The following is a 26,088-nucleotide window of genomic DNA, read 5'->3' as shown; positions in this document are numbered from 1 at the left end:
GCTGGACAGGCCCGGGCCAAGGCAGAAAAAACGCGCGCCAGGCACGCAGTGCGTGTGGCGTGGTGGCGGGCGCAGGGGTACGGGGCGCGATTGTCCCACGGCGGGTGTCCCATAATCGCCTGCCTGCCGCAGGCCGCACCGGGGGGTGTGGCCCGGTTTTTTTCTGTTTTGCTCCTCTGCACGCTGCCTCGCCACAAGGAACCTCCATGCCGCTCGTCGTTTTCAACCAGAAAGGGGGGGTGGGCAAATCCACCATCACCTGCAACCTGGCCGCCATCAGCGCCAGCCAGGGCCTGCGCACCCTGGTGATCGACCTCGACCCGCAAGGCAACTCCAGTGCCTACCTGCTGGGCGGCGCCCCTGCGCCCGACCAGCCCAGCGTGGCGCAGTTTTTTGAGCAGACGCTGAGCTTCAGCTTCCGGCCCGTGCCGACCGCCGATTTTGTCGTGCCCACCCCGTTCGAGAACCTGCACCTGATGGCGTCCAGCCCGCTGCTCGATGAATTGCAGCCCAAGCTGGAATCGCGCCACAAAATCTACAAGCTGCGCGAGGGCTTGCAGCAGCTGGCCGCCGACTTTGGCCGCATCTACATCGACACGCCGCCGGCGCTGAACTTCTACACCCGCTCGGCGCTGATGGGGGCCTCGGGCTGCCTCATTCCGTTCGACTGCGATGATTTCTCGCGCCAGGCGCTCTATACGCTGCTGGCCAACGTGCAGGAAATCCGCGCCGACCACAACCCCGACTTGCAGGTCAAGGGCATTGTGGTCAACCAGTTCCAGGCCCGCGCCAGTTTGCCCCGGCGGCTGGTGCAGGAGCTGATCGACGAAGGCTTGCCGGTGCTGCAACCGTACCTGCCGTCGTCGGTCAAGGTGCGCGAGTCGCACCAGCAGAGCCTGCCCATGGTTCACCTGGAGCCGCGCCACAAACTGACGCTGGCGCTGCTGGCGCTGCACGAAGCGCTGGGGTGATGCGCGGGCAGGGGTGCTGTGTGCAGGCAGGTGGCGGGGCCGCCACCGGGTGAATGCGCTGGCCTGGCGCAACCAGGCCCTGGAGGGGCTGGCGCCTGGCGCGCTGGCCATTGCACAAAGACGGGATGGAATCGCTATGGATACGTTTGTCTGGGACCAGAACTTTGTCACCGGCCTGCCCGAGGTGGACGAGCAGCACCACGCGCTGGTGGACTTGTTCAACGAGCTCAGCCGCTCGCTGTTTTTGTCCGACGCCAGCCGCGAAGTGGTGTTGAACGACACCTTCGATCGCCTGGTGGCCTACACGCAATACCACTTCCGCGATGAAGAAGCGCTGATGCAGGCCCAGGGCGTGGATGAGCGCCATGTGGCCGCGCACCGCAGCCTGCACCACCAGTTTGTGGCGCAGGTCAACAGCATGTGGAGCCAGCGCGCCCACATGGCCGATCCGGCAGAAACCTTTGTGGGTTTTCTGACCTCGTGGCTGGGGCTGCACATTCTGGGCATAGACCAGTCGCTGGCGCGCCAGATTGCGCTGATTCGCCAGGGCGTACCCGCCGCGCAGGCCTTTGACCAGGAGACTTTGGGCCACGACAACGGCACCCAGGCGCTGCTGAAAATGATTGGCAAGCTCTACCACGTGCTGTCGGCGCAGAACACCGAGCTGGCACAGGCCAACCTGCGCCTGGAAGAGCGCGTGGCCCAGCGCACCCGCGAGCTGGCCCGCGCCAACGACGATTTGCAGCAGGCCAACACGCGCCTGGAGGCGTTTTCACGCACCGACGGGCTGCTGCAAATTGCCAACCGCGCGTATTTCAACGACCGCCTGGCGCAGGCCTGCGCCGCTGCCGTGCGCCGGCAAACGCCGCTGGGCCTGTTGATGATCGACGTGGACTTCTTCAAGCGCTACAACGACAGCTATGGCCATCAGGCCGGTGATGTCTGCTTGCAGGCCGTGGCCCGCGCAGTGCAGCAGGCCACCCAGCGCACCACCGATTTGGTGGCACGCTATGGCGGCGAGGAGCTGGCCGTCATCCTGCCCGACACGGATGCCCAGGGCGCCGCCGCTGTCGCCCAGCGCGTGGTGGCCGGTGTGGCCGCGCTGGCGCTGGAGCACCGGGCGTCGGATGTGGCGCCCCATGTCACCGTCAGCGTGGGCGCGGCCAGCCAGGTGCCGCCCGAGGCCGATGCCGTCAGCGCCCTGGTGTCCAGCGCCGATGCCGCGCTCTACCGCGCCAAGGGCGCCGGGCGCAACCGCTGGGTGCTGGCAGATGTGGGCGAATAGGAAGCATCAAGCCAAATTGGCCTCCAGGCCCCGTAGGACGGGCGTAAACAGCTATTAATTGAATAGCTTTTTGCGCTGGCTGCCAGGGTATAGCCAGGCCATCGTCACAGTGGCATCACGGCTTTGAGCCAAAAGGCTGAGCCTTGCGTGCCGTTTTTCATGCGTTGTTCGGATTGCCACTTGGCGGTGATGAACCAGCCTTTGCCGCTGTCGTATTTGATCGAGGGGCCGATGGCCATGCCGCTGCTCTTGCTGTTGGCCAGGCTGGCGCCGCCTTGCCGGTCCAGTCTGGTTTGTTTGCGGTAGTAGCCTCCCACACCTACCGTCCAGCCATTGCCAACGCCCCAGCCTGCGGCGTAGTCAAAGTGCAGCTCCTGGCCTGAGGTGTAGTCGGTGGCTTTGTTGCGCTGGTTGAACAGGTAGCCCAGGCGCACATCGCCATTGAAGCCCTGGGGGTCAACGTAGCTCAGGGCATAAATGGGTTCGATGGCGCGGTAATTGCGCCCCAGGTTGGCCAGGTCGCCTTGCGTGTAGCTACCGGTGGGCAAGATGACATCGACGGCGACAGCGCTGTGCAATTGCGGGCTGTGGTGGTAGCCCAGCCCCGCACCGACGGTGATGTCGCCCAGCCCGGACTTGCGCTGGCGCATACCGCCCACACTGACCTCGATATCGGCCAACGGCGCCAGGGCATGGGCCACCAGCTGGCCTCCCAGCACCTGCACGCCAGAGACCCACACCAGCCGTGGCACCACCGCGCTGGCACGCACCTTGAAGCCGGGCAGTTGCAGGTTTTCCCCGGTCGGGCTGTTCATGCGGTCTGTACGGTAGTGGTTGCCATACACCATGCCGTACAGGCCCGGGGGAGGAATGGCGCCGACCATGTAGTTTTCGGTGCCATGCTGGTAGATGGAGCCACCGCCCTCGGCGGCGTGGACGGCATGGGTGGCGGCAAGCAGGCAAAGGCCCCACAAGGGCAAATGGGTACGCATGAAAAAGTCTCCTGTGATTTTCAAATTCAACACCGCGCCTTCTCTGGGCGCGGTGTGCGGGGGGCTCAGGCGGGTACGGCCAGTCCTGTGGCATCGGTGGCCGCCACGAAGCGGTCTGGACGCAGGGCGATCGCCCGTGCGCTGAACTGGCGTAGCCAGGCGAGCAAGGTGCCATTCAAGTCGATGATGTCGTCTGCGCCCTTGCCACGTTGCTCCACTGAGAGCACCGTCAGATAGCGCGCGCCCAGTCGATCCCACTGGGCCTTTTCTTCGGCGCTCAGCAGCGTTGCAGGGTCTAGGCCATCGCCCAGCAGTACAAAGCCGTTGCCCAGTACCTCATCGAGCAGGCACAGCTTGCCCTGGGCATCGGCCACACGCGGTTGCGGAATCATCTTGCCGACGATGCTGTCTGGCCCCAGTGGGCCCCGCACCCAACCCGCTTCCAGGAAGGGCGCTGCCAGCAGCGGTGGCTCCGGCGGTGGCTGGTCTGGCGGCGGGGCCATGGCGGCCAACTCTTCCTCGCTCAGCTCCTGTTTGATGATGCGGCCCAGCTCAATGGCGATGGCGGTGTACATCGCCACGTTGGGCGCGCGTTCGGCTTCGTAGCTGTCCAGAATGGAATCGGGCAGTTGGCCTTTCAGTACGCAGTGCAGCTTCCAGCCCAGGTTGAAGGCATCGCGAATGCCCGACTGCATGCCCGCCCCCGCCCACGGAGGCATCAGGTGTCCCGCATCGCCCAGCAGAAACACGCGACCATCGCGCCAGCGCTCGGCGTGGCGGATGTGGTGTTTGTAGAAGGCGTGCTGGTGGATTTCGATTTCGTCCTCCGTCACGCCCAGCTTGTTCAGCAGCTGCCAGAGCTGTGCGTGGGTGGCAAAGTCCTTTTCCGATTCGTGCGGCTCCAACGGGATTTCCCAGCGGTGGTTGCCGTGCGCCAGGGCCACATCGACGACAGGCCGCTTTTTGTCTGACCAAAACGTCAGGATGTTGCGCTCAGGCCACCAGCGTTTGACCTTGCCATCGATCACTACCCAGCGCGTTTCCACGGTCTCGCCGATCAGGCGAATGCCCAGGCGCTCACGGGTGCGGCTGGAGCCGCCGTCACAGGCCAGTGCGTAGCGGGCGCGGATGCGGGTTTCCTTGCCGCTGGCCAGATCTTTGCTGGTGACGGTGACGCCCTCGGCATCCTGCTGCAGGTCGGTCACTTCGACGCTAAAGCGCACTTGCACTTGGTCGTTGTAGCGCTCCATGCCTTTGCGCAGGGTTTCTTCCATCGTGGGCTGGTAGATGGCGTAGGAAGTGGGGTGTTCGCCCAGGCGCGAGGGCGGGAAGTCCATGCGCATCAGCTGTTTGCCGTCGTAGGTTATCCAGCGCAGCGCGGCGGTTTTGTCCATGCCTTTGGCCAGTGCCTGATCCATGCCCACGGATTGGAAGCAACGCATGGTCCAGTCGTTGACCGTGATGGCGCGGGCGCGCGGGTAGATGGCTGCCTCACGCTCGAAGGCGATGGCGCGCACGCCGTAGCTGCCCAGGCTCAGGGCGGCGGCCAGGCCGCTGGGGCCGTAGCCGATGATGGCAACGTCGGTGTCAAACACGGAGGTGTTCATGGGGCTCTCCTGGTTTAGGCGTTGGCAGCGGGGGCGGGCATGCCGGGTGGCAGGGGCATGTCCGAAAAATGCGGCAGAGGCCGGTGGCCCCAGGCGCTGATGCCCAGGTAGCGGGTGGGTTGCCATTGCGCTTCATCCACCAGCACGCCGCCGTAGCCAAACTCCACGAAGAAGCCGGAGGGGGTTGCGCCGTAGAAAGAAATCATCTGGTCGTTGGGGTGCTGACCAATGTCCATTCCTATGGCGTGGCCCGCCTGGTGGCAGCGGTCGCGCGCGCGGCCCACATCGGCGATGCTGCCAGCCTCCAGCATGAAATGGTGGATGCGTTTTTGCGGGCCAAACGGGGGCCGGGGAGCGACGGCAAACGAGTGGTGGCGTTCGTTGGCATGGAAGAACGAAATTTCGATGGCCATGTCCGGGCCGACGGGCATGTCGATGTGGTCACTCAGGCGCAGACCCAGCACGCGCTGCGCAAAATCGACCATGGCCGGGTAGTTGTTCACTTCATAGACGATGTGGCCCAGACCACCGGCGCCCGTCACAAAGCCCGAGGACACCTGGCTGGAGACAAAGGCGCCGTCGCCTTGCGCGATGCCGCAAAACACCTCGTGGCGATTGCCTTCCGGGTCTTGGAAATGCAGCATCTTCTGCACGCCGCGCAGCGCCAGTTCTGTCTGCGAGCCCCAAGTCCACGGCAGGCCCAGGGTATCGAGGTGGTGGCCATACGCTTGGACTGCAGCCGCATCGGCTACGCGCCAGCCAGCAAAGGCGCAATCGTCGGCGGGGCCTTCGACCAGGATGAAACGGTGGCTGGCGTGATCCATGCGCAGTAGGCGCGTGGGCCGCCCATCGACGGTGGCGGGCCCGGGGCGGGTGGCCAGGCCCAGCACCTCACTGGCAAAGGTGTCCCAGCGGGCGAGGTTGGACACCTCAAAGCCCAGATAGCCCAGGTCGGTTACGGCATGCATCAAATGTCTCCTTGGAATTGGTATGGACAGGGAACAGGAAAATAAAACTGGGTTCAGCCGTGGCGTAGAAAGCCCAGCACCAGGTCGTTGAAGCGCTCGGCGTGCTCCCACTGCGCCCAGTGGCCGCAGCGAGCGAGCAGCACAAAATCCGCCTGAGGCATGGCTTTGAAGGGCTCCATGCCTGCTGCCGGATTGACGCGGTCTTGCAGGCCCCAGACGAACAAGGCGCGGTGGGGCAAGCTGGCCAGGCGGGTGTCGAGGCTGATGAAAGTTTCTTTGCCAGGCCCTCCGGGCGGGGGCACCAGGGGCGGGTTGGCGCAAATGGCCGGGTCGTTGCTGGCCTTGAAGCGCTGCTGTACCAGTTCGGGAGTCAGCAGGCTTTGGTCAAACACCAGGTTTTTCAGGAAAGCCTGGAGTTTTTCCAGCGTGGGGCCTTCACCCAGGTAATAGGTGAGCAGTTGCTGTATGCCTTCGGTGGGGCCTGTGGCGCCCGCCACCACACCGCCGCCCGGGCCCATCAGCACCAGTTTGTCCACGCGCTGCGGGTGCTCCATGGCCAGGCACAGTGCGGCCGAACCGCCAAAGGAGTTGCCTACCAGATGGGCTTTCTCAAGGCCCACCGCATCCATAAAGGCCAGAACAGCCCGAGCGCCGTTCTGAAATGGGCCTGCGCCGCCAAAGGCGTTCAGGTTTTTCGAGCTTTGGCCCCAGCCAGGGAGATCAATTACCCAGCAGCGGTACTGGCAGGCCAGGGCGTCCAGGTTCTTGCTGTAATTGCTCAGGCCGGTAGCGCCGGGGCCACCGCCGTGCAACAGCAGCAGGTCAGGGCCGCTGCCGAGCACCTGGTAGTGGATATGCCACGCCGTGCCGTTTTCGGTATGGCCTTCGGCGCGGCGGGAGGGAAAGGAGGGCTCTGCCATGGGGACTTCTCATCGCATCGTCTCGCCTGGGGCTGAACACCATATTCATGGCAGCGGCGGTGCCACACGCACCGCGCCAGAGACGACCGACGGAAGTCTATTTACATTGACACTTTCGTCAATGACATTTCTGTCAATGTAAGGGAAAGCGAGCCCTGGGATTAACCCGCAGGTGTCAGTGCGATGGGGGGCAGGGGCACACCCACGGCGCGCTCGATCAGGGCGGGTTTTGCGCCCAGCCCGCGCAAGATGGCGCGCACTACGTCGATAGAGCGCTGCTCAATGTTTTCGTGCTCGCTGGGGGCGCGTAGCGCAAAAACCATCACCCCGTAAGCGATCGCCGTCGCCAGTTCCATGTCACGCACTTGGACGAGGTTTTTGGCGATGGCTTCCTCCAGATCCTGGCGCCCATGCTCGGAGGCCAGGGCTCCCACCCCGGAAATCGAGTCCATGAAGCGGCCCAGCAGCGGGTCCAGCCGGGCCTGGCGGTAATACAGGCGGGCGGCGGTGGCCATGCGCACCACCGGATTGGTTTCGTCCTCTACGGCCGGAACGATGTTGGCGATCAGGTCGTTGGCCAGCAGCTCCATCGTCGCTTGCAGTAGCTCGCCAGTGGTGGCGAAGTAGTTGTAGAACGTGCCCCGGGAGATGCCTGCGGCGCTGGCAAATTGGTCGATCACCGGGCTGTCCGGGCCGTGTTCGGCAAAAACGGGAATGGCCGCCCGGATGATCATCGTCCGGGTTTTGGCGCGTTGGGCCTGACCGGTGGCCGTGCGGTGGTGGGGAGGGCGCTGGGGATCGGAAGCAGAAGCCATGGGCACTGCCGACAAGCGGCATGGGGCAAGTGAAACGGGGGGCGCCTGCTCGCAGGCAAGGGCCCAGGCGGGCGGGGGCCTATCTTAAAACCTGTTCTAGGCATTTGGCGTGATGGCGCCGAGGGGTACTGGGTTTTTACAAAAATTAGCCCCTAGGCCTTGTGGAATAAGCGCAAACAGCTATTAATCTAATAGTGGTTGAAGCTGGCTGTCAGGGGCCAGTGGGGCCAGGTCGGTGGCTTGCCGTGGGGTGCTGGGCGCCTCCACCATGCCGGGGGCGTAGAACACCCAGCGGTTGCGTCCACCCTGCTTGGCCTGGTACATGGCCTGGTCGGCGTAGCGCAGCAGGGTTTCGGCATCGCTGCCGTCTTGCGGGTGCAGGGCAATGCCGATGCTGGCGCCCACCTGTACGGTGTGGCCATGCACCACGATGGGCTCGCGCACGGCTTGCAGCAGCCGCCCGGCGGCGCGTTCGCACTCTGCCAGGTTGGGCAGGCCGTTGAGCAGGATGACGAACTCATCGCCGCCCTGCCGGGCCACGGTGTCGTCGGTGCGCACATGGGCTTCCAGGCGCCGTGCCACGATGACCAGCAGCTCATCACCGGCCTCGTGGCCATGGGTGTCGTTCACGGCCTTGAAGCCATCCAAATCCATGAAGCACACGGCCAGCCGGTGCTGCTCAGGCTGCACGCGCGCCATGGCCTGCGCCAGGCGGTCGGCCAACAAGGTGCGGTTGGGCAGGCGCGTCAGCGGGTCGAAATGGGCCAGCAGCTCCAGGTGCTCGTTCTGGTGCTTGCGCTCGGTCACGTCGCTGAACACGTTGATGTAGTGCGTGACCTTGCCCGCGTCGTCGCACACGGTGTTCAGCGTGCTGGCGATGGCGTACAGGCTGCCGTCGCTGCGCCGGTTCCAGAACTCTCCCTGCCAGTGCCCGTGCGCGCGCAGGGCGGCCTCCATGTCCTGGTATTGCTCCCGGTTTTTGCTGCCCGCAGACAGCAGGCTGGGCTTGCGCCCCAGCACTTGCGCCCCGGTATAGCCGGTGATGCGCGTAAAGGCGGGGTTCACGTCGATGATGCGCCGCTGGGCATCGCACACCATCACGCCGTCGTGGGTCTGGGCCACCACGCTGGCCGTCAGGCGCAGGGCGTTTTCTGCCGCTTTCTGGGCGGTGATGTCCTGCTTGATGCCCATGTAGTGGGTGGTGCGGCCTGCCGCATCGATCAGGGGCGCCACGGTGGCGCTTTCGATGTAGAGGCTGCCGTCCTTGCGCCGGTTGACGAATTCGCCCTGCCACACCTGGCCAGCGCACAGCGCCGCCCACATGGCCGTGTAGATGCTTTGGGCCGTCTGGCCCGATTGCAGCACGCGCGGGTTGCGCCCCAGTACCTCTTGCGGGGTGTAGCCCGTGGAGCGAAAGAACTGCGGGTTGGCGTATTCGATGGCTGGTTCGGTGGAGGTGATGACGATGCTGGTCGGGCTTTGCTCCACCGCCAGCGACAGTTTGCGGATGGTGGCCGCATCGGCCTGCAAGCGCGATAAATCGCGCAGTACGCCGACGTAGTTCACCACCTGGCCCTGGTGGTCGCGCACGGCGCTGATGGCCAGCCAGCCGGTCAGGGGCGTGCCATCTTTGCGCCGCTCCTGCACTTCGCCCTGCCAGGTGCCGTGGCTGCCCATGCCAGCCCACAGCTCGGCAAAGTTGGTGGGGGCGGGCAGGCCATCGACCCATTCGCCCAGTTTGCGCCCTTGCACTTCCTGGGCGCTGAAGCCCAGCCCCTGCTCAAACGCCGGGTTGACGGTCAGTACCCGCCCCTGGCGGTCGGTGATGGCGATCAGGTCGCTGGTGTGCGAGAACACGCTGGCGGCCAGGCGGCTTTCTTCCAAGTGGCGCTCTTCGCGCGTCAGGGTGCGCTGCACGCGCCAGGTCAGGGCGCCCGTGACCAGCAGCAGCGCAGCCAGGGTCAAGGCCGCAATCAGTGTCAGGCTGCGTGTTTGCCGCTCCCAGGGGCGCAGCACCTCTTGGCGCGGGGTCTGCGACAGCACAAACCAGGGGTGGCTGCGCGAGGTGCGAAAGGCCGCCAGCTGCTGCCCCTGGCCATCGGCCTGCGCCCACTGTGCGGTGCCGATCTGGCGCTCCAGAATGTGTTCCAACCGGCCCTGCGGGGCCAGCACGGTGCCGGGTTGCTCATCTTCAGCACAGGAAAACAGCAGCGTGCCGTCGTCGGCATAGATGCTGTGGTGCAGTGGCGCAGACATCTGGCGGTGCAGTGCCGGGTTGATGAAGTAGTCGCTGTTGATGGCGGCCACCAGCAGCCACTGTGGCGCCTCGGGCAGCACCAGGGTGACGGGGAAAAAGCCCGCATCCACCACCGGCCCTGGCTGGCGTTCGTGCGGCCAGGGGCTGCCGTCGGCAAAGTCACGCCCGCGCCAGGGATGGCCAAAGCGCAAAACACCCGCCGTGCCCGGTACGACCTGGGGCAGCAGTGGGTCCAGGTGCAGTTGACGCCCCAGGTTGGCCGCGTGGGTGCTGATGACCACTGTGCCCTGCGCGTCCAGGGCTGACAGAGAGCGCAGATACGGCAGCTTGTGTTGCAGTGCCACCAGGGCGTCTTTCAGCTGCTGCGGCTCGCCGGAGAGGTCGGGGTGCTCGGCCGCCAGGGCGCGCAGGTGCATGTGCAGCAGGTTGAAGCTTTGCGTCAGGTGGTCTTCCAGGCTGCGCGTCTGCTCCTGGGAGTGGTGGAGCATGTTGTCCAGCGCCAGGCGCCGCAAGTGCGCGCTGGTGGCCCACACCCCTGCGGCCACGGCCAGCGCCAGCAGCAGCTGCAAACCGACCAGCAGCAAAAGCGGGCTGCGCGCCAGGCGCTGCGGTGCGGACACGCGCGCCGCAGCGCGCTCTGGCAAGGGCCACAGGGGTGCGGACATACGGGCGCTGTTCAGTCGAGTACGACGATGGGGTCAAGCTTGTGTTTGCGCGCAGCAGCCAGCAGGCGGCCATCGCGTTTGATGGCTTGCATGAACTGTTCCAGGCGTTCGTGCCAGGCGTCGTCGCCGGGCTTGATGGCCCAGGCATAGGAGGTGATGTGGTACGTGCCGGAGGGGGCCACCAGCCGCGCCCAATCGGTGGTTTCCAACATGCGGCGCGAGTACGGGAAGTCGGTGATGAACACATCGGCGCGCCCCGAAAGCACTTCCTGCTCGCGTGCGTGCGGGGTGGCCGGGGCGATGAGCTCGGCGTTTTTCAGGCGCTCACGCATCAAGGGCTCGTGCAGCGTGCCCTTGGCCACGGCCACGATGGTGCCCGGTTGGTCGATGTCGGCCCAGGTGCGGATTCTGCGGTTGCTGCGCGTGGTGATGGCCATCACGTCGCTGGCCAGATAGGGCCGCGTAAAGCGCAGCACCTGCTGGCGCTGCGGGATGATGCCAATGGCAAACATGGCCACGTCGCAGCGTGCTTCCAGCACATCGGGCACCAGGCGGGCAAAGGAGCTGTCCACAAATTGCACGCTGGCGCCCAGGTCGCGCGCCAGCTCGTGCGCCAGGTCGATATCAATGCCCGTGAGCTGCTGCGTGCGCGGGTCGCGCAGCGAGATGCTGTAGTAATCCGGCCAGATGCACACCCGCACCTGCCCCGTGGCTTGAATCTGGGCCAGGCGGCCGGGGGCCGGGGCCTGGGCGCCAGCAGTGGCCCCCAGGCTGGCCACGACCAAACCAAGCGCCCAGAGCGTTGCGGAGGGTTTCATGAGGGTGTTGCGGTGGTGTGTGGGCCTGGGGTGCGCAGGGGGGCTGTAGGCCAGCCGGTGGTCTGTGCTGTTTGAATATGAAGCCAAATCGGCCTGTAGCGCCCGCACAGTAAGCGCTTGCAGCTATGGTTTTGATAGTGATTGCCGGAAATCATCAGGGCGCTGCCAGATCGGTGGGCTGTGCCTGGGCCGGGGCCACCTGGGGCAGCAGCCGGGCGATGTCGGCTGCCTGCGCCAGCGCTGTGCCGGGCGAGAGCAGGGCGGCGGCCCCGGCGGCAATGCCCCAGCGCAGGGCTTCGGGTGGCGGCGTGCCGCGCTCCAGTGCAAACACCAGCGCCGCCAGAAAACAATCGCCTGCGCCGGTGGTGCCGGTGCGGGCGGGCACGGCCAGCGCATCGACCTGCCAGACGCCCGCTGCGCTGGCCAGCACCGCACCCTGCGCCCCCACCGACAGCGCCACCAGCTGCGCCTGGCCGCTGTGCACCAGCGCCTGGGCGCCCGCGCACCATTGGGCAGGCGTTTGCAGCGGCAAGCCGGTGAGTTCGCGCAGCTCGCGCAGGCTGGGCTTGAGCAGGTACACCCCGGCCTGCAAGGCTGCTGCCAAGGCATCCCCTGACGTGTCCAGCACCAGGTGCTGGCCCTGGGCGTGGGCCTGCCGGGCCAGGCGGGCATAAAAATCCACCGGCATGCCCGGCGGCAGGCTGCCGCTGGCCACCAGCCAGCGCGCTGCGGGTGCGGCGTTGTTCAATGCGCGCTGCCACGGTTGCCATTCGCTGTCTTGCACCACTGGGCCGGGCAGCACGAAGCGAAATTCATCGCTGGTGCTGGTCTGCACCACGGCAAAGTTTTCGCGCGTGTCGCCGGCAATCGGGTGGGCATGGGCGGGAATGCCCTCGGCGGCCAGCAGGCGCTCCAGTTGTTCGCCGTTGGGGCCACCGGCCAGGTAATGGGCCTGCACGCTGGCGCCCAGGCGGTGCAGTACCCGCGCCACATTGATGCCGCCCCCGCCGGGGTAGCGCTGCACCGGGCCGCAGCGCAGCTTGTGGGTGGGTTGCACCCGCTCGGTGTCGGTGGCAATGTCCAGGGCGGGGTTGGGGGTGAGGGTCAGGAACGTGTGCATATCTGACAGCATAGGCGCAGAAAACGTTTTTACCAGGCGGGCTGGGCCAGCCCCGACCAGAGCGCGTTGGTGTTGTAGCTGCGCCATTTTTCCGGGTCTTCGCGGCCTATGATTTTCTCATGGCAGCCGGGTGCTGACAGGTCCAGTACCTCGGGCGTGATGCTTTGGTCGTGCCGGGTCGAGAAAAACACCTTCACGTGCGGCGCCACCAGCGACTTGCTGCCTTGCTGCACCACCACGCCCACCCGCCCGCCACTGAGGCGCACCAGCGAGCCCACGGGGTAGATGCCAATGCTTTTCACAAAGGCCTGGAACAGGCGCAGGTCGAAGTGGCCGCCAGTCCACTCGGCCATGCGCCGCAGCGATTCGGACGGGTCCCAGCCGGCTTTGTAGGGCCGGTCGGAGGTGATGGCGTCGTACACATCGCAAATGGCTGCCATGCGGGCAATCAGGCTGATCTGGTCGCCTTGCAGGCGGTCGGGGTAGCCCGAGCCGTCGATTTTTTCGTGGTGGTGCAGGCAGGCGTCGAGCACAGGCGCCTCGATGTTGCCCGCCGATTGCAGCATGCGGTGGCCCTGCACGGGGTGGTTGCGCACCACGGCAAATTCTTCGTCGGTGAGCTTGCCCGGCTTGTTCAGCACGGCCAGCGGAATCATGGCTTTGCCCAGGTCGTGCAGCAGCCCGGCCACGCCAGCGCTGCGCACATGGGCGTCTTGCAGCCCGACTTGCTTGGCCAGCGCCACCATCAGCGCGCACACAGCCACTGAATGCATGTAGGTGTAGTCGTCTATGGTTTTGAGCCGCGCCAGGCTCAGCAGCGCATGCGGGTGGCGGGTGACGGAGTCCGAGATGTTTTGCACCAGGTTTTGCACGCTGGCGCTGTCCACCGCCCGGCCCATGCGGGCCTCTTTGAACATCGACACCACGGCCTCTTTGGACTGCGTGCAGATGGCGGCAGCGGTTTTCAGCTCCTCTTGCATGCGCGTGGGCATCAGCGAGCGTTGCGGCTGCGGCTGCGGCTGCGGCTGCGGCGTTGGGGGCGGCGGCGGTGCTGCATCGCGCAGGTTGATGGCCGGCAGGTCTTGCAGGCGGCTGAATGCGGTGTCGATGCGCTGATCCACCTCTTCGCGCGTGGTGGAGGCCGTGCCCGGCGCCACATCGTGCCCCAGCGAGACATCAATCCAGACTTCGCGGATGGCGGTGGCGCGGATGCTGGCCAAGTCTTTGGGGTCGGTGAGCGTGAATTTGGTACGCCAGAACGGGTGCTCCATCCAGGAGCCGCACAACTCATGGATGTGCATCCCCATAGTGAGATCGTGAACGCTGATTCGCTTGAGCATGAAAGACCTGCCAGCCCCACCGTGGGACTGCAATGTAACTAGAAGAAACCATGATAGCCTTTTGCCATTCCTGACGTATTTGGTCTTTTGTGCTTTTGAGGCCACTCCCCAGAACATGCCCTTAGCCCCTGGCGCTGCCCCCAGCCCCGCGCAAAAAGCGCTGCGCAAGCTTGGCCTGGTGCGCCCCATCGATCTGGCCCTGCACCTGCCTCTGCGCTACGAGGACGAGACGCGCATCACGCCGTTGAAAAACGCCCGCGAAGGCAGCGTCGTGCAGATCGAGGCCACCGTCACCGCCAGCGAGGTGCAGTTGCAGCCGCGCCGTCAGTTGCTGGTGCAGGTGGACGATGGCACAGCCACCTGCGAGCTGCGTTTTTTCAGCTTCTACCCCTCGCACCTGAAAACGCTGGCCGTGGGCGCGCGCCTGCGCATCCGGGGCGAGGTCAAGGGTGGCTTTTGGGGGCGTCAGATGCTGCACCCGGCGTTCAAGGCCGCTGGCGGCGAGCTGCCCAGCGCCCTCACGCCGGTGTACCCCACCACAGCGGGCCTGCCCCAGCCCTACCTGCGCCGCGCCGTGGTCACGGCCTTGCAGCGCGTGGAGCTGTCGGAAACCCTGCCGCCCGGGGCGCCGCTGCCGCCGATTGCCATTTATAGCCAAAATGGCCTCCAGCCCTTGCCCAGTCTGCGCGAGGCGCTCACCTTTTTGCACCATCCCAGCCCCGATGTGGCCCTGGCCACGCTGGAAGACCACAGCCACCCGGCCTGGCAGCGGCTCAAGGCCGAGGAGCTGCTGGCACAGCAGTTGTCGCAGCAGCAGTCCAAACGCGAGCGCGAGCGCCTGCGTGCGCCCGTGCTGCAAGCGCGCACGCCCGCCGATGGTGGCCTGCCTTTGCCCGCGCAACTGCTGGCCGTTCTGCCCTTTGCCCTCACCGCCGCACAGCAGCGCGTGGGCCAGGAGATCGCTGCTGACCTGGCGCTGCCCGTGCCCATGCACCGGTTGCTGCAAGGCGATGTAGGCTCGGGCAAAACCGTGGTGGCTGCGCTGGCCGCTGCCGTGTCCATGGACGCGGGTTGGCAGTGCGCACTGATGGCGCCCACCGAAATTTTGGCCGAGCAGCACTTTGCCAAGATGATTGGTTGGCTCGAGCCCCTGCTGGCAGCGCGCGGCCAGCGCGTGGCCTGGCTGGTGGGCGGGCAAAAGAAAAAAGAACGCGCTGCCATGCTGGCGCTGATCGAGAGCGGCGAGGCCGCGCTGGTGGTGGGCACCCATGCCGTCATCCAGGAGCAGGTGCGCTTCAAAAACCTGGCGCTGGCGCTGATTGACGAGCAGCACCGTTTTGGCGTCGCCCAGCGCCTGGCGCTGCGGCAAAAGCTGGCCCACCACGGCATGGAGCCGCATTTGCTGATGATGACCGCCACCCCCATCCCGCGCACGCTGGCCATGAGCTACTACGCCGATCTGGATGTCTCGGTGATTGACGAACTGCCGCCGGGGCGCACGCCCATCGTCACCAAGCTGATTGCCGACAGCCGCAAAGACGAGGTGATTGCGCGCATCGGCGCCCAGGTGGCGGCAGGCCGCCAGGTGTACTGGGTGTGCCCGCTGATCGAAGAGAGCGAGGCGCTGGACTTGTCCAACGCCACCGCCACCCACGCCGACTTGAGCGAGGCCCTGCCCGGCGTCATGGTGGGCCTGCTGCACTCGCGCATGGCGAGCAGCGAGAAAAAAGCCGTGATGGCGCTGTTCAGCGGCGGCCACATGGGCGTGCTGGTCAGCACCACGGTGATTGAAGTGGGCGTGGACGTGCCCAACGCCTCGCTGATGGTGATTGAGCACGCCGAGCGCTTTGGCCTCTCGCAACTGCACCAGCTGCGCGGGCGGGTGGGGCGCGGCGCGGCGGCATCGGCCTGCGTGCTGCTGTACGCCACCAACGACAGTGGCCGCGTGGGTGAAACCGCCAAAGAGCGCCTGCGCGCCATGCAGGAAACCAACGACGGTTTTGAGATTGCCCGGCGCGACCTGGAAATTCGCGGCCCCGGCGAATTTTTGGGCGCGCGCCAGTCGGGCGATGCGCTGCTGCGCTTTGCCGACCTGGCTACCGACACCGCTTTGCTGGAGTGGGCGCGTGCGTTGGCGCCCTGGATGCTTGAGCGCCACCCCGAACTGGCTGCGCGCCATGTGGCGCGCTGGCTGGGTGGGCGTCAGGACTACCTCAAGGCGTAGTAGGCAGCGCAGGCGCGTCCAGGTGCGCTGCTTCCCAGGTGGCGATGGGTACCGGGCGGCCCAGCAAATAGCCCTGGCAGAACTGGCAGCCGTGCTCCACCAGAAAAGCACGGTGGGCGGTGGTCTCTACCCCTTCGGCCACCACCTCCAGGCCCAGCGCTTCGCTCATCACCAAAATGGCGCGCACGATGGCGTTGCTGCTGTGGTCGGTGAGCATGTCGCGGATGAAGGACTGGTCGATCTTGAGCTGGTCAAACGGCAACCGCTTGAGGTAGCTCAGCGAGGAGTAGCCAGTGCCGAAGTCGTCCAGCGCAAAGCGCAGGCCCAGCGCACGCAGCTGGTGCATGCGCTCAATGGTGGTGTCGATATCGCCCAGGATCACGCTCTCGGTCAGCTCCAGCTTCAGGCAGCCGGGGTCGATGTGGTGGCGCTCGATGGCGGCGCGCACCTGGGCCACAAAGTCGGCCTGGTGGAACTGGCGCGCGCTCACGTTGATGGCCAGCGCCAGGTGGCGGGTGGCCGGGTGCTGCTGCCATTGGGCCAGCTGCTGGCAGGCGGTATCAAGCACCCATTGGCCTATGGGCACGATCAGCCGTGTTTCCTCGGCCAGCGGGATGAAGTCGGCGGGCGAGACCACCTTGCCATCGGCGCCTATCCAGCGGATCAGCGCCTCGGCACCCACCACCGCACCGTCTTTGTCCACCTGCACCTGGTAGAACAACTGGAAGTCCTGTTGCTCAATGGCGTCGCGCAGGCCGGTTTCCAGGGCCGCGCGCGCATCCACGCTGGCCTGCATGGTTGCATCGAAAAACAGGACGGCGTTGCCGCCTTCGTCTTTGGCGCGGTACAAGGCCACTTCGACCTGCTGTAGCACGGTGGCGGAAGAGGGCGCGCCCGCGCCAAACAATGCAATGCCCGCGCTGGTGGTGGCGTAGAGCCGTTTTTGCTCGTCCAGGTCGTAGGGGGCGGCCAGGCTCTGGTGCACCTGTTGGGCCAGGTTGTGCGCGCGGGCATTGGCCTCTGTGGCCCAGGCGCCTACGTGGGGCGCCAGCACGGCAAAGGTGTTGCTGCCCACCCGTGCCACGGTGTCCTGGGCTTGCACGGCGCTGCGGATGCGCCGCGCCGCCTCGCGCAGCAGCAGGTCGCCTGCGGCATGGCCCCGGGTGTCGTTGATCTGCTTGAAGCGGTCTATGTCCACCAGCAGCAGCAAACCATGGCCGTGTGCGCTGCCGCGCACGGCCTGCGCCAGCCGTTCGTGCAGCAGGGTGCGGTTGGGCAGGCCGGTCAGTGCGTCGTAGTAGGCCAGTTGGTGTACCAGGGCCTCGGAGGCCTTGCGCTGCGTGATGTCCTCTTTGGTGGAGACAAAGTGGGTCACTTTGCCGTCTTCGTCGAGGATGGGGCCGATGGTGGCCATCTCCACGTAGGTGCTGCCATCCTTGCGGGTGTTGATGAGTTCGCCGCGCCAGGGCTTTCCGCCGCGCAGGGCGTTCCACATGGCTTCGTAGGTGGCGGGCGGGGTCAGGCCCTGGTTGAGGATGCGCGGGTTCTTGCCCAGCACCTCGGCCTGCGTGTAGCCGGTGGAGCGCACAAAAGCATCGTTCACGTACTCGATGCGGGCCGAGGTGTCGGTGATGATGATGGCCTCGGGGCTTTGCTCTACCGCAGCGGACAGGCGGCGCAGGTCTGCATCGCGCTTTTGCAGTTCACTGGCCATGTGGTTGATGCCCCGTTCCACGGCGTGCAGCTCCTGCACGGGCGAAAAGCGCTGTATGCGGGTGTGCAAGCGCCCCGAGGCCACACTGTCGATGGCCCCCGTGATCTGGCGTGTCCAGGCCTCGATCAGGCCCCAGATGTAGAAGCGGGCCGTGAGCACCGACACCAGCGCAATGCCCGCCAGCAACAGCAGGCGCCACCAGAAACCCTGGTCGATGCGGGCCACCGTGCGCTCCAGCGGGGCGCCAATGGCCACCAGCAGGGGCGTGCGAGACAAGTGCGGTGAGCCGATGCCATACATGCGCCGGTTGCCGTCAAGGCCCTTGAGTTCGCTCACCCGCTGGCCTGCCTGTAGTGCTTGCAGAAAAGGCGCTGCCGCGTGGGGCGCTTGTGCTTTGGCCAGCGCCAGGTCGGCAGCAGGGTGGTAGGACAGCACCTCCCCCGGAATCTTCAGCAAAAATGCATTCCAGCCAGCGGGCAGCTGGAACTCAGTGATCAGGTTCTCGAACCAGGTCAGCTGTATGGAGGCAAACAGTACGGCTTTGATCTGCCCCTTGCTGTCGCGGACGGGATGGCCAAAGACCATGCCAGGCTGGCGCGAGACCCGACCGACCACGAAATCGCCCGCAGTGGTGCTTTCGCTCGCCATGGCGCTCTGGAACCACAGGCGATCGTTCACGGTCACGTCTTCGCGCATCGGGCTGGCGCTACAGAACAGCTGGCCATTGGGCAGGGCAGCGCCGATGTTGGAGACGCCTTCCATCGACTGCAACAGGCGCTGGGCCAGGCCGGAACAGTCGTCGGTATCGAGGGACTGCAGGTTGTCGGCGCGGGCCATGATCTGGAAGGTCTGTCGGATGCGGCGCAGGGCCGATTCTTCGGCCAGCCGTGCGGCAATGAGCATCCGGGATACCTCGTTTTCCAGACTGGTGATGGCGTCCTGGCGCCGCTCACGGTAGTCAAGAAACGCCATCAGAAACACCGGCAGGCTGGCCAGTGCAATAACGATCCACAGACGCAGGTGCAGGGACCGGGGTGTACGCAAAGCCATGGTCTGGGCTCCCTGGAAGACAGAAGCAGATGGTATAGCGCTGTGGCCCGCTTCTTTACACTGCCACCCCCATGACCCTCACTGAACTCAAATACATCGTCGCCGTGGCCCGTGAAAAGCACTTTGGCAAGGCCGCCGATGCCTGCTATGTATCGCAGCCTACGCTGTCGGTGGCCGTCAAGAAGCTGGAAGAAGAGCTGGACGTGAAATTATTTGAGCGCAGCGTGGGCGAAGTCTCGGTGACGCCACTGGGTGAAGACATCGTGCGCCAGGCGCAAAGCGTGCTGGAGCAGGCTGCGGCCATCAAGGAGATTGCCAAGCGCGGCAAAGACCCGCTGGCAGGCGCACTGACCTTGGGGGTGATCTACACCATCGGCCCCTATCTGCTGCCAGAACTGGTGCGCCACTGCATAGAGCGCACGCCGCAAATGCCGCTGATGCTGCAAGAGAACTTCACCGCCCGGCTGCTGGAGATGCTGCGCACGGGGGAGATCGACTGTGCCATCCTGGCCGAGCCCTTTCCCGATACCGGCCTGGCCATGGCGCCGTTGTACGACGAGCCTTTTCTGGCCGCCGTGCCCAGCAACCATCCGCTGGCAGGGCAAAAGTCGGTGACGGCGCAGCAGCTCAAGAACGAGACCATGCTCTTGCTGGGGGCAGGCCACTGTTTTCGTGACCATGTGCTGGAGGTCTGCCCCGAGTTCGCGCGTTTTTCCAGCAACGCTGAGGGCATACGCAAAAGCTTTGAAGGCTCGTCGCTGGAAACCATCAAGCACATGGTGGCCGCCGGTATGGGCGTGACGCTGGTGCCACGCCTGGCGGTGCCGCGCACGGCGCTGCAAATTACTTCGCGCCGGCGCAAAAGCGACGAAACCTATATCCGCTACCTGCCGGTGTGCGAGAGCGATGCCAGCGCCGCCCCGCCCATGCGCCGTGTGGTGCTGGCCTGGCGGCGCAGTTTCACACGCTACGAAGCAATTGCCGCCCTGCGCAATGCCATTTACGCCTGCGAGCTGCCGGGCGTGACCCGCCTGTCCTGAAACACGATTGCGCTACAGTGGTTGTGCGCCTGTAGGCGGCTTTTTTCACCCACCATCCCAGGAGAAAACCATGGCCAAAGCTTCCAAGACCACCGTCCCCGGTATCCACATCGGCATTGGCGACAAAGACCGTGCTGCCATTGCCCAGGGCCTGTCGCACCTGCTGGCCGACACCTACACGCTGTACCTGACCACGCACAACTTCCACTGGAACGTGACCGGGCCCATGTTCAACACCCTGCACACCATGTTCATGGTGCAGTACACCGAGCTGTGGAACGCAGTTGACCCCGTGGCCGAGCGCATCCGCTCATTGGGCCATGTGGCGCCGGGCTCGTATGCCGAGTTTGGCAAGCTCACCAGCCTGCCGGATGCACCGGCCAAGCCACCCAAGGCCACCGACATGGTGCGCATCCTGGTGGAAGGCCACGAGGCCGTGGCCCGCACCGCGCGCGAGCTGTTTCCCGTGGCCGACAAGGCCAACGACCAGCCCACCGCTGATTTGCTGACCCAGCGCCTCACCGTGCATGAGCAGACGGCCTGGATGCTGCGCTCTTTGCTCGAAGACTGAGGCCGCGCACGCTATGGCACGCACCTTGGGGCAGCCGCTGGTGCAGCCCGGCCAGCGCCCAGCCAAAAAACGCCAGCGTACCGCCGCTCCGGCTGGCGCGACCGAAACTGAAATCAAGCTGGCCTTGCCCGGCGCCCAGGGCGTCTCACCCGATGCGCTGGCGGCGCAATTGGCGCGCGTGCCCGCACTGGCCCGGCGCAAAGCGGTGCGCCAGCAGGTGTACAGCGTGTACTACGACACGCCCGACCAGCAGCTGCGCCGCCAGCGCGTGGCCCTGCGCCTGCGCCGGGTGGGGTCAGAGCAGCCGCTGCAGTGGCTGCAAACCCTGAAAACCGCAGGCCGCAGCGATTCGGCGCTGAGCCAGCGCGGCGAGTGGGAAATGCCCGTGCCTGGCCCGGCCCTGGCACTGGAGTTGCTGCACGACAGTCCCTGGCCTGGCATGGACCCCGATGGCACGCTGGCCCCGGCGTTGGCCCCCTGTTTTGTGACCGACTTTGAGCGCACGGTCTGGCGCGTCACAGCGCGCGATGGCAGCGAGATCGAAGTGGCGCTGGACGTGGGCACCATCACCGCCGGCCACCGCAGCGCTCCGCTGTGCGAGCTGGAGCTGGAATTGGTGGCCGGGCCACCAGGGGCCTTGTTCTCGCTGGCCCGGCGCATTGCCCGCACCGTGGCCGTGCTGCCGCTGGCGGCCAGCAAAGCGCAGCGCGGCTACGCCCTGGGGCAGGCGGACACGCCGATGGCCGTGCAGGCGCAGCCACCGGTGCTATCGCGCGACGCGTCCTTGCAGACCATGGCGCGCAGCCTGCTGGGCGAGGCGCTGCAACAGTTCACCGCCAACCTGCACACGTTGCTGGGTGCCGATGGGCCTGAGCTGGTACACCAAGCGCGCGTGGGCTGGCGGCGTTTTCGCAGCCTGTGGCGCTTGTTGCGCCCAGCCCTGCCCGGTGTGCCATGCCCCGCACTGCCTGCGTTGCAGCCGTTGCTGGACAGTTTGGGCGCGTTGCGCGATGTGGATGTGGCGGCCACGCAGACACTGCCGCTCTGGACTGAGCGCTACGTCGCGGGCGATGCCAGCCGTGCCCCGGCATGGCAGGCGCTGCAAACGGCGCTGCTGGACGCAGCCCAGCAACAGCGCACCGCCGTGCGCCAGACCCTGGCCCAGCCCGCGGTGGGGGCCGCGCTGCTGGAGTTGTCGCAGTGGCTGGAGTCGCTGGAGACTGCTGCCCTGGCGCCCGCCGTGGTGGCCTGCGGGGGCAAGCGGCCTGCCGTGCGCTGGTTGCGTCGGCGGGTGCAGCGGCTGCTCCATCGCCTGGAGCGCACCTGGGCAGACGCCAAGCACCTGCCTGGCGCAGCCAGCCCCGATGCCGAAGGCCTGCACCGCGTGCGCATTCTCTCCAAGCGGCTGCGTTACAGCACGCAAGCCCTGTCGCCCCTGCTGCCCCGGCGTTTGCAGCGCCAACACGACGTGGCCCAGCAGTGGCAAACGCAGCTGGGCACAGCACGCGATGTGGCCCAGGCCAGTGTCCTGGCCGCGCGCTGGGGCGCAGCTCCCGAGGTGGTGGGCTTTTTGCGCGGTGCAGCGGCAGCCGTTGCGTAGACCCCGGCGGCGCTCCCACAGACCAGAAGCCCGTGCTGTCGCTGCCCGCGTGACCTAGCGGGTTGGGGCGGGTTGTTCCGCTTCCCACTGGGGGTGCGTGCGGTGGCCGTGCTGGTGTCGCCGTAGTCGTTTTGGCGTATGGACGACGTGGTGGGCGCTGCCTAACATGCGGCCACACCGGTGTGCTCTGGTTCCGGGCAAGGGCTGTCGGACAGGCTGCGGGAGGGAGCTGCTCACGATGACCCATTCAGGTGCCGCCACGCAGGCTGGTACGGCATTGCCGCGCATGGCCGTTGCGTTTGAACTGTTGGTAACCGTACTGCTGCTGTGGTGGTTGCTGGATGCGTTGCCGCCGCAGTGGTGGGCTGTCAGCGAGGCCATAGACGGTTTGCCCTGGCGGTTTGTGCTGGCGCGGCTGCTGGAGCTGTTCACTTTGCTGGTCTTGTTGCGCTGGGTGGCTCGTCTGGGGCTGGGGGCTGCTGACATCGGGCTGCATTGGTGCGGTGCCAGGCGATCGCTGGCGGTGGCTTTGGTGTGGACGTTGCCGTTGATGGCCTGCCTGTATCTGCTGGCCACGCATGCCGCTCTGTCTGCCTCTGTGCCTCTGGGGCTGGATTGGTCCCGGTTGGACTGGACGTATGCCACCTATGCGCTGGTGGTGCCGTTGCAAGAGCTGATGGCGCGCGGCATGTTGCAAAGCGCTTTGGAACGTTTGCTGCCGTGGCCAGGGCCGATTGCCCGTTGGGGTGCGGTGGTACTTGCGGCGCTGCTTTTTGCGCTGTGGCACTGGAGTTTCGGGGTGCCGCTGGCGTTGGTCAGTCTTTTCAGCGGCTTGCTCTGGGGTGGGTTGTTTGCACTGCACCGCAACCTGCTGGGGGTGTCGGTGTCGCATTTTTTATTGGGTAACTGGGCTGGGGTATTGGGACTATGGACACTGTGGAGTTGAAGGGTCGCAAACCCGGGGTAGCTGGCGTGTGCCAGGCCCTGGGTTGGTTTGCTGCGCGCGTGGGCATTGCGCTGATGGGGGTGTGGGCCCTGGCCACGTTGGGGCTGGGGGCTTATGTGCTGGCACCGTTGTATTCGGGGGTGTGTTTTGGCGACGCGCGCTTTTGGCGCCACCACCGCCAATTTGTGCCGGGCACGCTGCAAGTATGGACATTTTTGGGGCGCATTGCCTTTCAAAGCGATTACCGCAGCATGACCAGCTTCATGCAGTGGCGCGACTGGTGGGATGCGCCGCGCAGCGGCCCGGACTTGCGCCTGGTGCGCGTGCAGCCTGACTGGTCGCATGGTGTGCGCTCCTGTGGCAGCTGCGCGCGCTGCTGCACGCAAATCAGTTGCCCGATGCACGTGGCGGCCACAGGGCTGTGCGGCATTTACGGGTCGGCGTTGTGGAACTACTTTCCCTGTGGCCGCTATCCCGCCACGCAGGCACAGATTGCGTTCTACGAGTGCCCCAAGTGGGAGGTGATTACCGTCCACCCACAGCAGCAGCGCGCAGCATGAGCGGTGCGGACAAGGCGCCCGGGCCGCCTGCCGCCACCGCCATGGCGTATAAACGCGGCTCCGTTTCTACCGCCGCAGGCGCCGTGGCCGGTGTGGCCCACCACCGTGCGCTTGCCCGCTTATCTGCATGTCCACCCCCCCGCGCAGCCGTTTTTCCCTCTACCTTGACCTGATCCGCTGGAACCGCCCGGCGGGTTGGCTGGTGCTGATTTGGCCCACGCTGAGCGCGCTGTGGCTGGCCGCTGGTGGTTTTCCAGGTTGGCACCTGCTGGCGGTGTTTGTGCTGGGCACCATCCTGATGCGCAGTGCCGGCTGCTGCATCAACGATGTGGCCGACCGCCACTTCGACCGCCACGTCAAGCGCACGGCGCAGCGTCCCATCACCTCAGGCCAGGTGTCGGTGCCCGAGGCGCTGGTGGTGGGGGCTGTCCTGGCGCTGGTGGCTTTGGCGCTGGTGCTGACCACGAACTGGGTGGCCGTGGCATGGTCGGTGCCCGCGCTGCTGGTGACGGTGCTGTACCCGTTCACCAAGCGGTTTTTTGCCATGCCGCAGGCCGTGCTGGGCGTGGCCTTCAACTTCGGCATCGTGATCGCCTTTGCCGCCGTGCAGGGCAGTGCGCCTGCCATGGCGTGGCTGTTGTGGCTGGGCAACCTGTTCTGGGTGCTGGCCTACGACACCGAATATGCCATGGTGGACCGCGATGACGACTTGCTGATCGGCATGAAAACCTCGGCCATCACGCTGGGGCGCCTGGACGTGGCAGCGATTGTGCTGTTTTACCTGCTGTTTTTAGGTTTTTGGGCTGTAGCCCTTGCCCCGCTTGCGCTGGGTGCTATTTTTTATATAGCGATGGCGGTGGCATTGGCGCAGGTAGCGTGGCACTGGTGGCTGATCCGCACACGCACGCGCGAGGGATGCTTTCGGGCGTTTCGCGTCAACCACTGGCTCGGGTTTACCGTGTTTGTCGGCATCGCTCTGGGGATGGTGCGCTGGTAGCGCTTGCGCGCCTGGACTGGGCGCAGCTGGCGTGGCAACGCAGCGGGGTGAAGAACGCTTCTTTTTTGATAGCTGCTTGCGCCCTTCCTATAAGGGATGGGGCCTATTCTTGCCCTTAATTTACCGGCCAAACTCATCGCCCAGCTCGCGCGCGCGGTGCTCAGCGGCATGCAGGGCATGGATGAACTTGTCTGCCACACCGTCTTGCTCCAGCGATTGCAGTGCCGCGTAGGTCGTTCCGCCTTTGGAGGTCACGCGCTGGCGCAGCACGGCGGGTGCTTCGTCAGAGCGGCGCGCCAGTTCGGAGGCCCCCACGAAGGTGCCCACGGCCAGCTGGTGCGCCTGCTCGGGTGACAGGCCCATCTCGGTGCCCGCCTGCACCATTGCTTCGAGAAAGTAGAAAACATACGCCGGGCCCGAGCCTGACAGCGCGGTCACGGCATCAAGCTGTGTCTCGTCCTGCACCCACATCTGCTGGCCCGTGGGGGCGATGACTTGCTCGACCAGCGCGCGCTGGCCGCTGCTGACAGCCGGACGGGCGTACAGCGCCGTCATGCCCTGGCCAATCAGTGCGGGCGTGTTGGGCATGGCACGCACCACGCTTTCACTGTTCAACCACTGCGCAATGCTGCTGCTGCGTATGCCGGCGGCCACGCTCAGGTGCAGCGCCTGGGCGGTGTGGGCGCGTGTCTGTAATGCAGCTTCCTGAAAAGTTTGTGGCTTCACTGCCCACACCACCAGGCCTGCGCGTTGCAACTGTGCGCCCGCCTGCTCCTGCGCGGTAATACCAAACTGCTGCAACAGGGCAGCGCGTGCCTCGGCCCACGGCTCGACCACTTCGATCTGCGTGGGCGGTACACCTTGGCGGATCAGGCCACCAATGATGGCGCTGGCCATGTTGCCGCCGCCAATAAAGGCCAGGGCAGGCAGGGCGTTGGAGTGTTCGGGTGCGGTAGATGTGGCGGTCATGGCAAAAGATCGGCAAAAGAAATGGGCACAAGAGCAGGCGATGGTAGCCGCCTGTGGTTCATACGCGCCATGGAAAACGAAAGGCGTTATTGCTTGACATGCGGTGCTTTATTTGAAACAATCGCGGGCTTCGCTGTCAAAAAGCGAAGTTTCTGCCCAACAAGAAGCACCGCAAATGGTTTGCAGTGCGGACGACGGGCCCAAGACTGACTGGCTGGTTGCAGCGCTTGAGAGTTTCTCTGGGGCTGTTTGACCTTGTTGGTGCAAGTTGGGAATATTGAAATGATCCAGACAGAAACCCGGTTAGACGTTGCCGACAATACCGGCGCCAAGTCCGTCCTGTGCATCAAAGTGCTGGGTGGTTCGAAGCGTCGCTATGCAAGCGTTGGCGACATCATCAAGGTGAGCATTAAGGAAGCCGCTCCGCGTGGCCGCGTCAAAAAAGGCGAGGTTTACAGCGCTGTGGTGGTTCGTACGGCCAAGGGTATTCGCCGTGCTGATGGCTCGCTCGTCAAATTCGATGGCAACGCAGCAGTGTTGCTCAATGCAAAGCTGGAGCCCATCGGCACCCGCATCTTCGGACCCGTGACGCGTGAACTGCGTACCGAGAAGTTCATGAAGATCGTGTCCCTGGCTCCTGAAGTTCTCTAAGGACGGCG

Annotated in this window: 21 protein-coding genes; 10 read left to right on the top strand and 11 right to left on the bottom strand. The window is 65.5% G+C overall.

Annotated elements, in window-relative coordinates; translation table 11 throughout:
• Positions 1 to 206: 206 nt before the first annotated feature.
• Positions 207 to 971, top strand: a complete 765-nt coding sequence (locus EV674_RS00410) for a ParA family protein (protein ID WP_119012388.1) — start codon at positions 207 to 209, stop codon at positions 969 to 971.
• Positions 972 to 1,107: 136 nt separating this feature from the next.
• Positions 1,108 to 2,256: a GGDEF domain-containing protein gene (locus EV674_RS00405; RefSeq protein WP_119012448.1), complete on the top strand. Its 1,149-nt coding sequence runs from the start codon at positions 1,108 to 1,110 to the stop codon at positions 2,254 to 2,256.
• Between the two features lie 104 nt (positions 2,257 to 2,360).
• Here EV674_RS00405 and EV674_RS00400 read toward each other — a convergent pair whose 3' ends face one another.
• From EV674_RS00400 to EV674_RS00360, 9 genes are all read right to left on the bottom strand, one after another.
• Entirely contained in the window at positions 2,361 to 3,248 is an 888-nt protein-coding gene (locus EV674_RS00400; RefSeq protein WP_119012387.1) for a SphA family protein, read from the bottom strand.
• A 65-nt stretch (positions 3,249 to 3,313) separates the two neighbouring features.
• A complete protein-coding gene (locus tag EV674_RS00395; RefSeq protein WP_119012386.1) occupies positions 3,314 to 4,855 on the bottom strand; it encodes a bifunctional 3-(3-hydroxy-phenyl)propionate/3-hydroxycinnamic acid hydroxylase in 1,542 nt (513 codons plus the stop codon).
• Positions 4,856 to 4,869: 14 nt separating this feature from the next.
• Positions 4,870 to 5,823, bottom strand: a complete 954-nt coding sequence (locus EV674_RS00390) for a VOC family protein (protein ID WP_132750332.1) — start codon at positions 5,821 to 5,823, stop codon at positions 4,870 to 4,872.
• 53 nt (positions 5,824 to 5,876) lie between these two features.
• Positions 5,877 to 6,743 carry an alpha/beta fold hydrolase gene (locus tag EV674_RS00385; RefSeq protein WP_119012384.1) on the bottom strand — a complete coding sequence of 289 codons (867 nt, stop codon included), beginning with the start codon at positions 6,741 to 6,743 and terminating at the stop codon, positions 5,877 to 5,879.
• 161 nt (positions 6,744 to 6,904) lie between these two features.
• The gene (locus EV674_RS00380; protein ID WP_119012383.1) at positions 6,905 to 7,558 is read right to left on the bottom strand and encodes a TetR/AcrR family transcriptional regulator; all 654 of its coding nucleotides are present in this window, start codon (positions 7,556 to 7,558) and stop codon (positions 6,905 to 6,907) included.
• Positions 7,559 to 7,741: 183 nt separating this feature from the next.
• The gene (locus tag EV674_RS00375) at positions 7,742 to 10,480 is read right to left on the bottom strand and encodes a sensor domain-containing diguanylate cyclase (protein ID WP_119012382.1); all 2,739 of its coding nucleotides are present in this window, start codon (positions 10,478 to 10,480) and stop codon (positions 7,742 to 7,744) included.
• A gap of 11 nt (positions 10,481 to 10,491) precedes the next feature.
• Positions 10,492 to 11,298, bottom strand: a complete 807-nt coding sequence (locus EV674_RS00370; RefSeq protein WP_119012381.1) for an ABC transporter substrate-binding protein — start codon at positions 11,296 to 11,298, stop codon at positions 10,492 to 10,494.
• A 154-nt stretch (positions 11,299 to 11,452) separates the two neighbouring features.
• On the bottom strand, positions 11,453 to 12,418 hold the full coding sequence (locus EV674_RS00365; protein WP_119012447.1) for a 1-phosphofructokinase family hexose kinase: 966 nt from the start codon (positions 12,416 to 12,418) through the stop codon (positions 11,453 to 11,455).
• 29 nt (positions 12,419 to 12,447) lie between these two features.
• The gene (locus EV674_RS00360; RefSeq protein WP_119012380.1) at positions 12,448 to 13,758 is read right to left on the bottom strand and encodes an HD-GYP domain-containing protein; all 1,311 of its coding nucleotides are present in this window, start codon (positions 13,756 to 13,758) and stop codon (positions 12,448 to 12,450) included.
• A 115-nt stretch (positions 13,759 to 13,873) separates the two neighbouring features.
• Between EV674_RS00360 and recG the strand changes: the two genes are divergently transcribed.
• Entirely contained in the window at positions 13,874 to 15,982 is a 2,109-nt protein-coding gene (gene recG / locus EV674_RS00355; RefSeq protein ID WP_119012379.1) for an ATP-dependent DNA helicase RecG, read from the top strand.
• Here the strand turns inward: recG and EV674_RS17630 are convergent.
• On the bottom strand, positions 15,972 to 18,746 hold the full coding sequence (locus EV674_RS17630; RefSeq protein ID WP_119012378.1) for a bifunctional diguanylate cyclase/phosphodiesterase: 2,775 nt from the start codon (positions 18,744 to 18,746) through the stop codon (positions 15,972 to 15,974). The genes recG and EV674_RS17630 overlap by 11 nt on opposite strands.
• 71 nt (positions 18,747 to 18,817) lie before the next feature.
• Between EV674_RS17630 and EV674_RS00345 the strand changes: the two genes are divergently transcribed.
• From EV674_RS00345 to ubiA, 6 genes are all read left to right on the top strand, one after another.
• Positions 18,818 to 19,786: a hydrogen peroxide-inducible genes activator gene (locus EV674_RS00345; protein ID WP_119012377.1), complete on the top strand. Its 969-nt coding sequence runs from the start codon at positions 18,818 to 18,820 to the stop codon at positions 19,784 to 19,786.
• A 70-nt stretch (positions 19,787 to 19,856) separates the two neighbouring features.
• Positions 19,857 to 20,357, top strand: a complete 501-nt coding sequence (locus tag EV674_RS00340) for a Dps family protein (RefSeq protein WP_119012376.1) — start codon at positions 19,857 to 19,859, stop codon at positions 20,355 to 20,357.
• A gap of 13 nt (positions 20,358 to 20,370) precedes the next feature.
• Positions 20,371 to 21,957, top strand: a complete 1,587-nt coding sequence (locus tag EV674_RS00335; RefSeq protein ID WP_119012375.1) for a CYTH and CHAD domain-containing protein — start codon at positions 20,371 to 20,373, stop codon at positions 21,955 to 21,957.
• A gap of 238 nt (positions 21,958 to 22,195) precedes the next feature.
• The gene (locus EV674_RS00330) at positions 22,196 to 22,903 is read left to right on the top strand and encodes a CPBP family intramembrane glutamic endopeptidase (RefSeq protein WP_157983663.1); all 708 of its coding nucleotides are present in this window, start codon (positions 22,196 to 22,198) and stop codon (positions 22,901 to 22,903) included.
• Positions 22,900 to 23,463 carry a hypothetical protein gene (locus tag EV674_RS00325; protein WP_132750331.1) on the top strand — a complete coding sequence of 188 codons (564 nt, stop codon included), beginning with the start codon at positions 22,900 to 22,902 and terminating at the stop codon, positions 23,461 to 23,463. Before EV674_RS00330 ends, EV674_RS00325 begins: the two co-directional genes overlap by 4 nt.
• Before the next feature lie 127 nt (positions 23,464 to 23,590).
• A complete protein-coding gene (gene ubiA / locus EV674_RS00320) occupies positions 23,591 to 24,460 on the top strand; it encodes a 4-hydroxybenzoate octaprenyltransferase (protein ID WP_119012372.1) in 870 nt (289 codons plus the stop codon).
• A 120-nt stretch (positions 24,461 to 24,580) separates the two neighbouring features.
• Here ubiA and proC read toward each other — a convergent pair whose 3' ends face one another.
• Positions 24,581 to 25,429, bottom strand: a complete 849-nt coding sequence (proC, locus tag EV674_RS00315) for a pyrroline-5-carboxylate reductase (RefSeq protein WP_119012371.1) — start codon at positions 25,427 to 25,429, stop codon at positions 24,581 to 24,583.
• A gap of 282 nt (positions 25,430 to 25,711) precedes the next feature.
• Between proC and rplN the strand changes: the two genes are divergently transcribed.
• Complete coding sequence (rplN, locus tag EV674_RS00310) at positions 25,712 to 26,080, top strand: 50S ribosomal protein L14 (protein WP_119012370.1); 369 nt, start codon at positions 25,712 to 25,714, stop codon at positions 26,078 to 26,080.
• Positions 26,081 to 26,088 lie beyond the last annotated feature (8 nt).

Source organism: Simplicispira metamorpha, from assembly GCF_004341365.1.
Taxonomy (GTDB): Bacteria; Pseudomonadota; Gammaproteobacteria; order Burkholderiales; family Burkholderiaceae_C; genus Simplicispira; species Simplicispira metamorpha.
This window is presented reverse-complemented; position numbering and strand designations above follow the sequence as displayed.

What these genes read in the sequence shown, in the direction of transcription:
- EV674_RS00400 (WP_119012387.1), bottom strand. Translation starts at nt 3,248, where the DNA reads ATGCGTACCCATTTGCCCTTGTGGGGCCTTTGCCTGCTTGCCGCCACC.
- EV674_RS00405 (WP_119012448.1), top strand. Translation starts at nt 1,108, where the DNA reads ATGGATACGTTTGTCTGGGACCAGAACTTTGTCACCGGCCTGCCCGAG.
- proC (WP_119012371.1), bottom strand. Translation starts at nt 25,429, where the DNA reads ATGACCGCCACATCTACCGCACCCGAACACTCCAACGCCCTGCCTGCC.
- EV674_RS00380 (WP_119012383.1), bottom strand. Translation starts at nt 7,558, where the DNA reads ATGGCTTCTGCTTCCGATCCCCAGCGCCCTCCCCACCACCGCACGGCC.
- EV674_RS00390 (WP_132750332.1), bottom strand. Translation starts at nt 5,823, where the DNA reads ATGCATGCCGTAACCGACCTGGGCTATCTGGGCTTTGAGGTGTCCAAC.
- EV674_RS00370 (WP_119012381.1), bottom strand. Translation starts at nt 11,298, where the DNA reads ATGAAACCCTCCGCAACGCTCTGGGCGCTTGGTTTGGTCGTGGCCAGC.
- EV674_RS00330 (WP_157983663.1), top strand. Translation starts at nt 22,196, where the DNA reads ATGACCCATTCAGGTGCCGCCACGCAGGCTGGTACGGCATTGCCGCGC.
- EV674_RS00410 (WP_119012388.1), top strand. Translation starts at nt 207, where the DNA reads ATGCCGCTCGTCGTTTTCAACCAGAAAGGGGGGGTGGGCAAATCCACC.
- EV674_RS00340 (WP_119012376.1), top strand. Translation starts at nt 19,857, where the DNA reads ATGGCCAAAGCTTCCAAGACCACCGTCCCCGGTATCCACATCGGCATT.
- EV674_RS00395 (WP_119012386.1), bottom strand. Translation starts at nt 4,855, where the DNA reads ATGAACACCTCCGTGTTTGACACCGACGTTGCCATCATCGGCTACGGC.
- recG (WP_119012379.1), top strand. Translation starts at nt 13,874, where the DNA reads ATGCCCTTAGCCCCTGGCGCTGCCCCCAGCCCCGCGCAAAAAGCGCTG.
- EV674_RS00375 (WP_119012382.1), bottom strand. Translation starts at nt 10,480, where the DNA reads ATGTCCGCACCCCTGTGGCCCTTGCCAGAGCGCGCTGCGGCGCGCGTG.
- EV674_RS00360 (WP_119012380.1), bottom strand. Translation starts at nt 13,758, where the DNA reads ATGCTCAAGCGAATCAGCGTTCACGATCTCACTATGGGGATGCACATC.
- EV674_RS00365 (WP_119012447.1), bottom strand. Translation starts at nt 12,418, where the DNA reads ATGCACACGTTCCTGACCCTCACCCCCAACCCCGCCCTGGACATTGCC.
- EV674_RS00335 (WP_119012375.1), top strand. Translation starts at nt 20,371, where the DNA reads ATGGCACGCACCTTGGGGCAGCCGCTGGTGCAGCCCGGCCAGCGCCCA.
- rplN (WP_119012370.1), top strand. Translation starts at nt 25,712, where the DNA reads ATGATCCAGACAGAAACCCGGTTAGACGTTGCCGACAATACCGGCGCC.
- EV674_RS00385 (WP_119012384.1), bottom strand. Translation starts at nt 6,743, where the DNA reads ATGGCAGAGCCCTCCTTTCCCTCCCGCCGCGCCGAAGGCCATACCGAA.
- ubiA (WP_119012372.1), top strand. Translation starts at nt 23,591, where the DNA reads ATGTCCACCCCCCCGCGCAGCCGTTTTTCCCTCTACCTTGACCTGATC.
- EV674_RS00345 (WP_119012377.1), top strand. Translation starts at nt 18,818, where the DNA reads ATGACCCTCACTGAACTCAAATACATCGTCGCCGTGGCCCGTGAAAAG.
- EV674_RS17630 (WP_119012378.1), bottom strand. Translation starts at nt 18,746, where the DNA reads ATGGCTTTGCGTACACCCCGGTCCCTGCACCTGCGTCTGTGGATCGTT.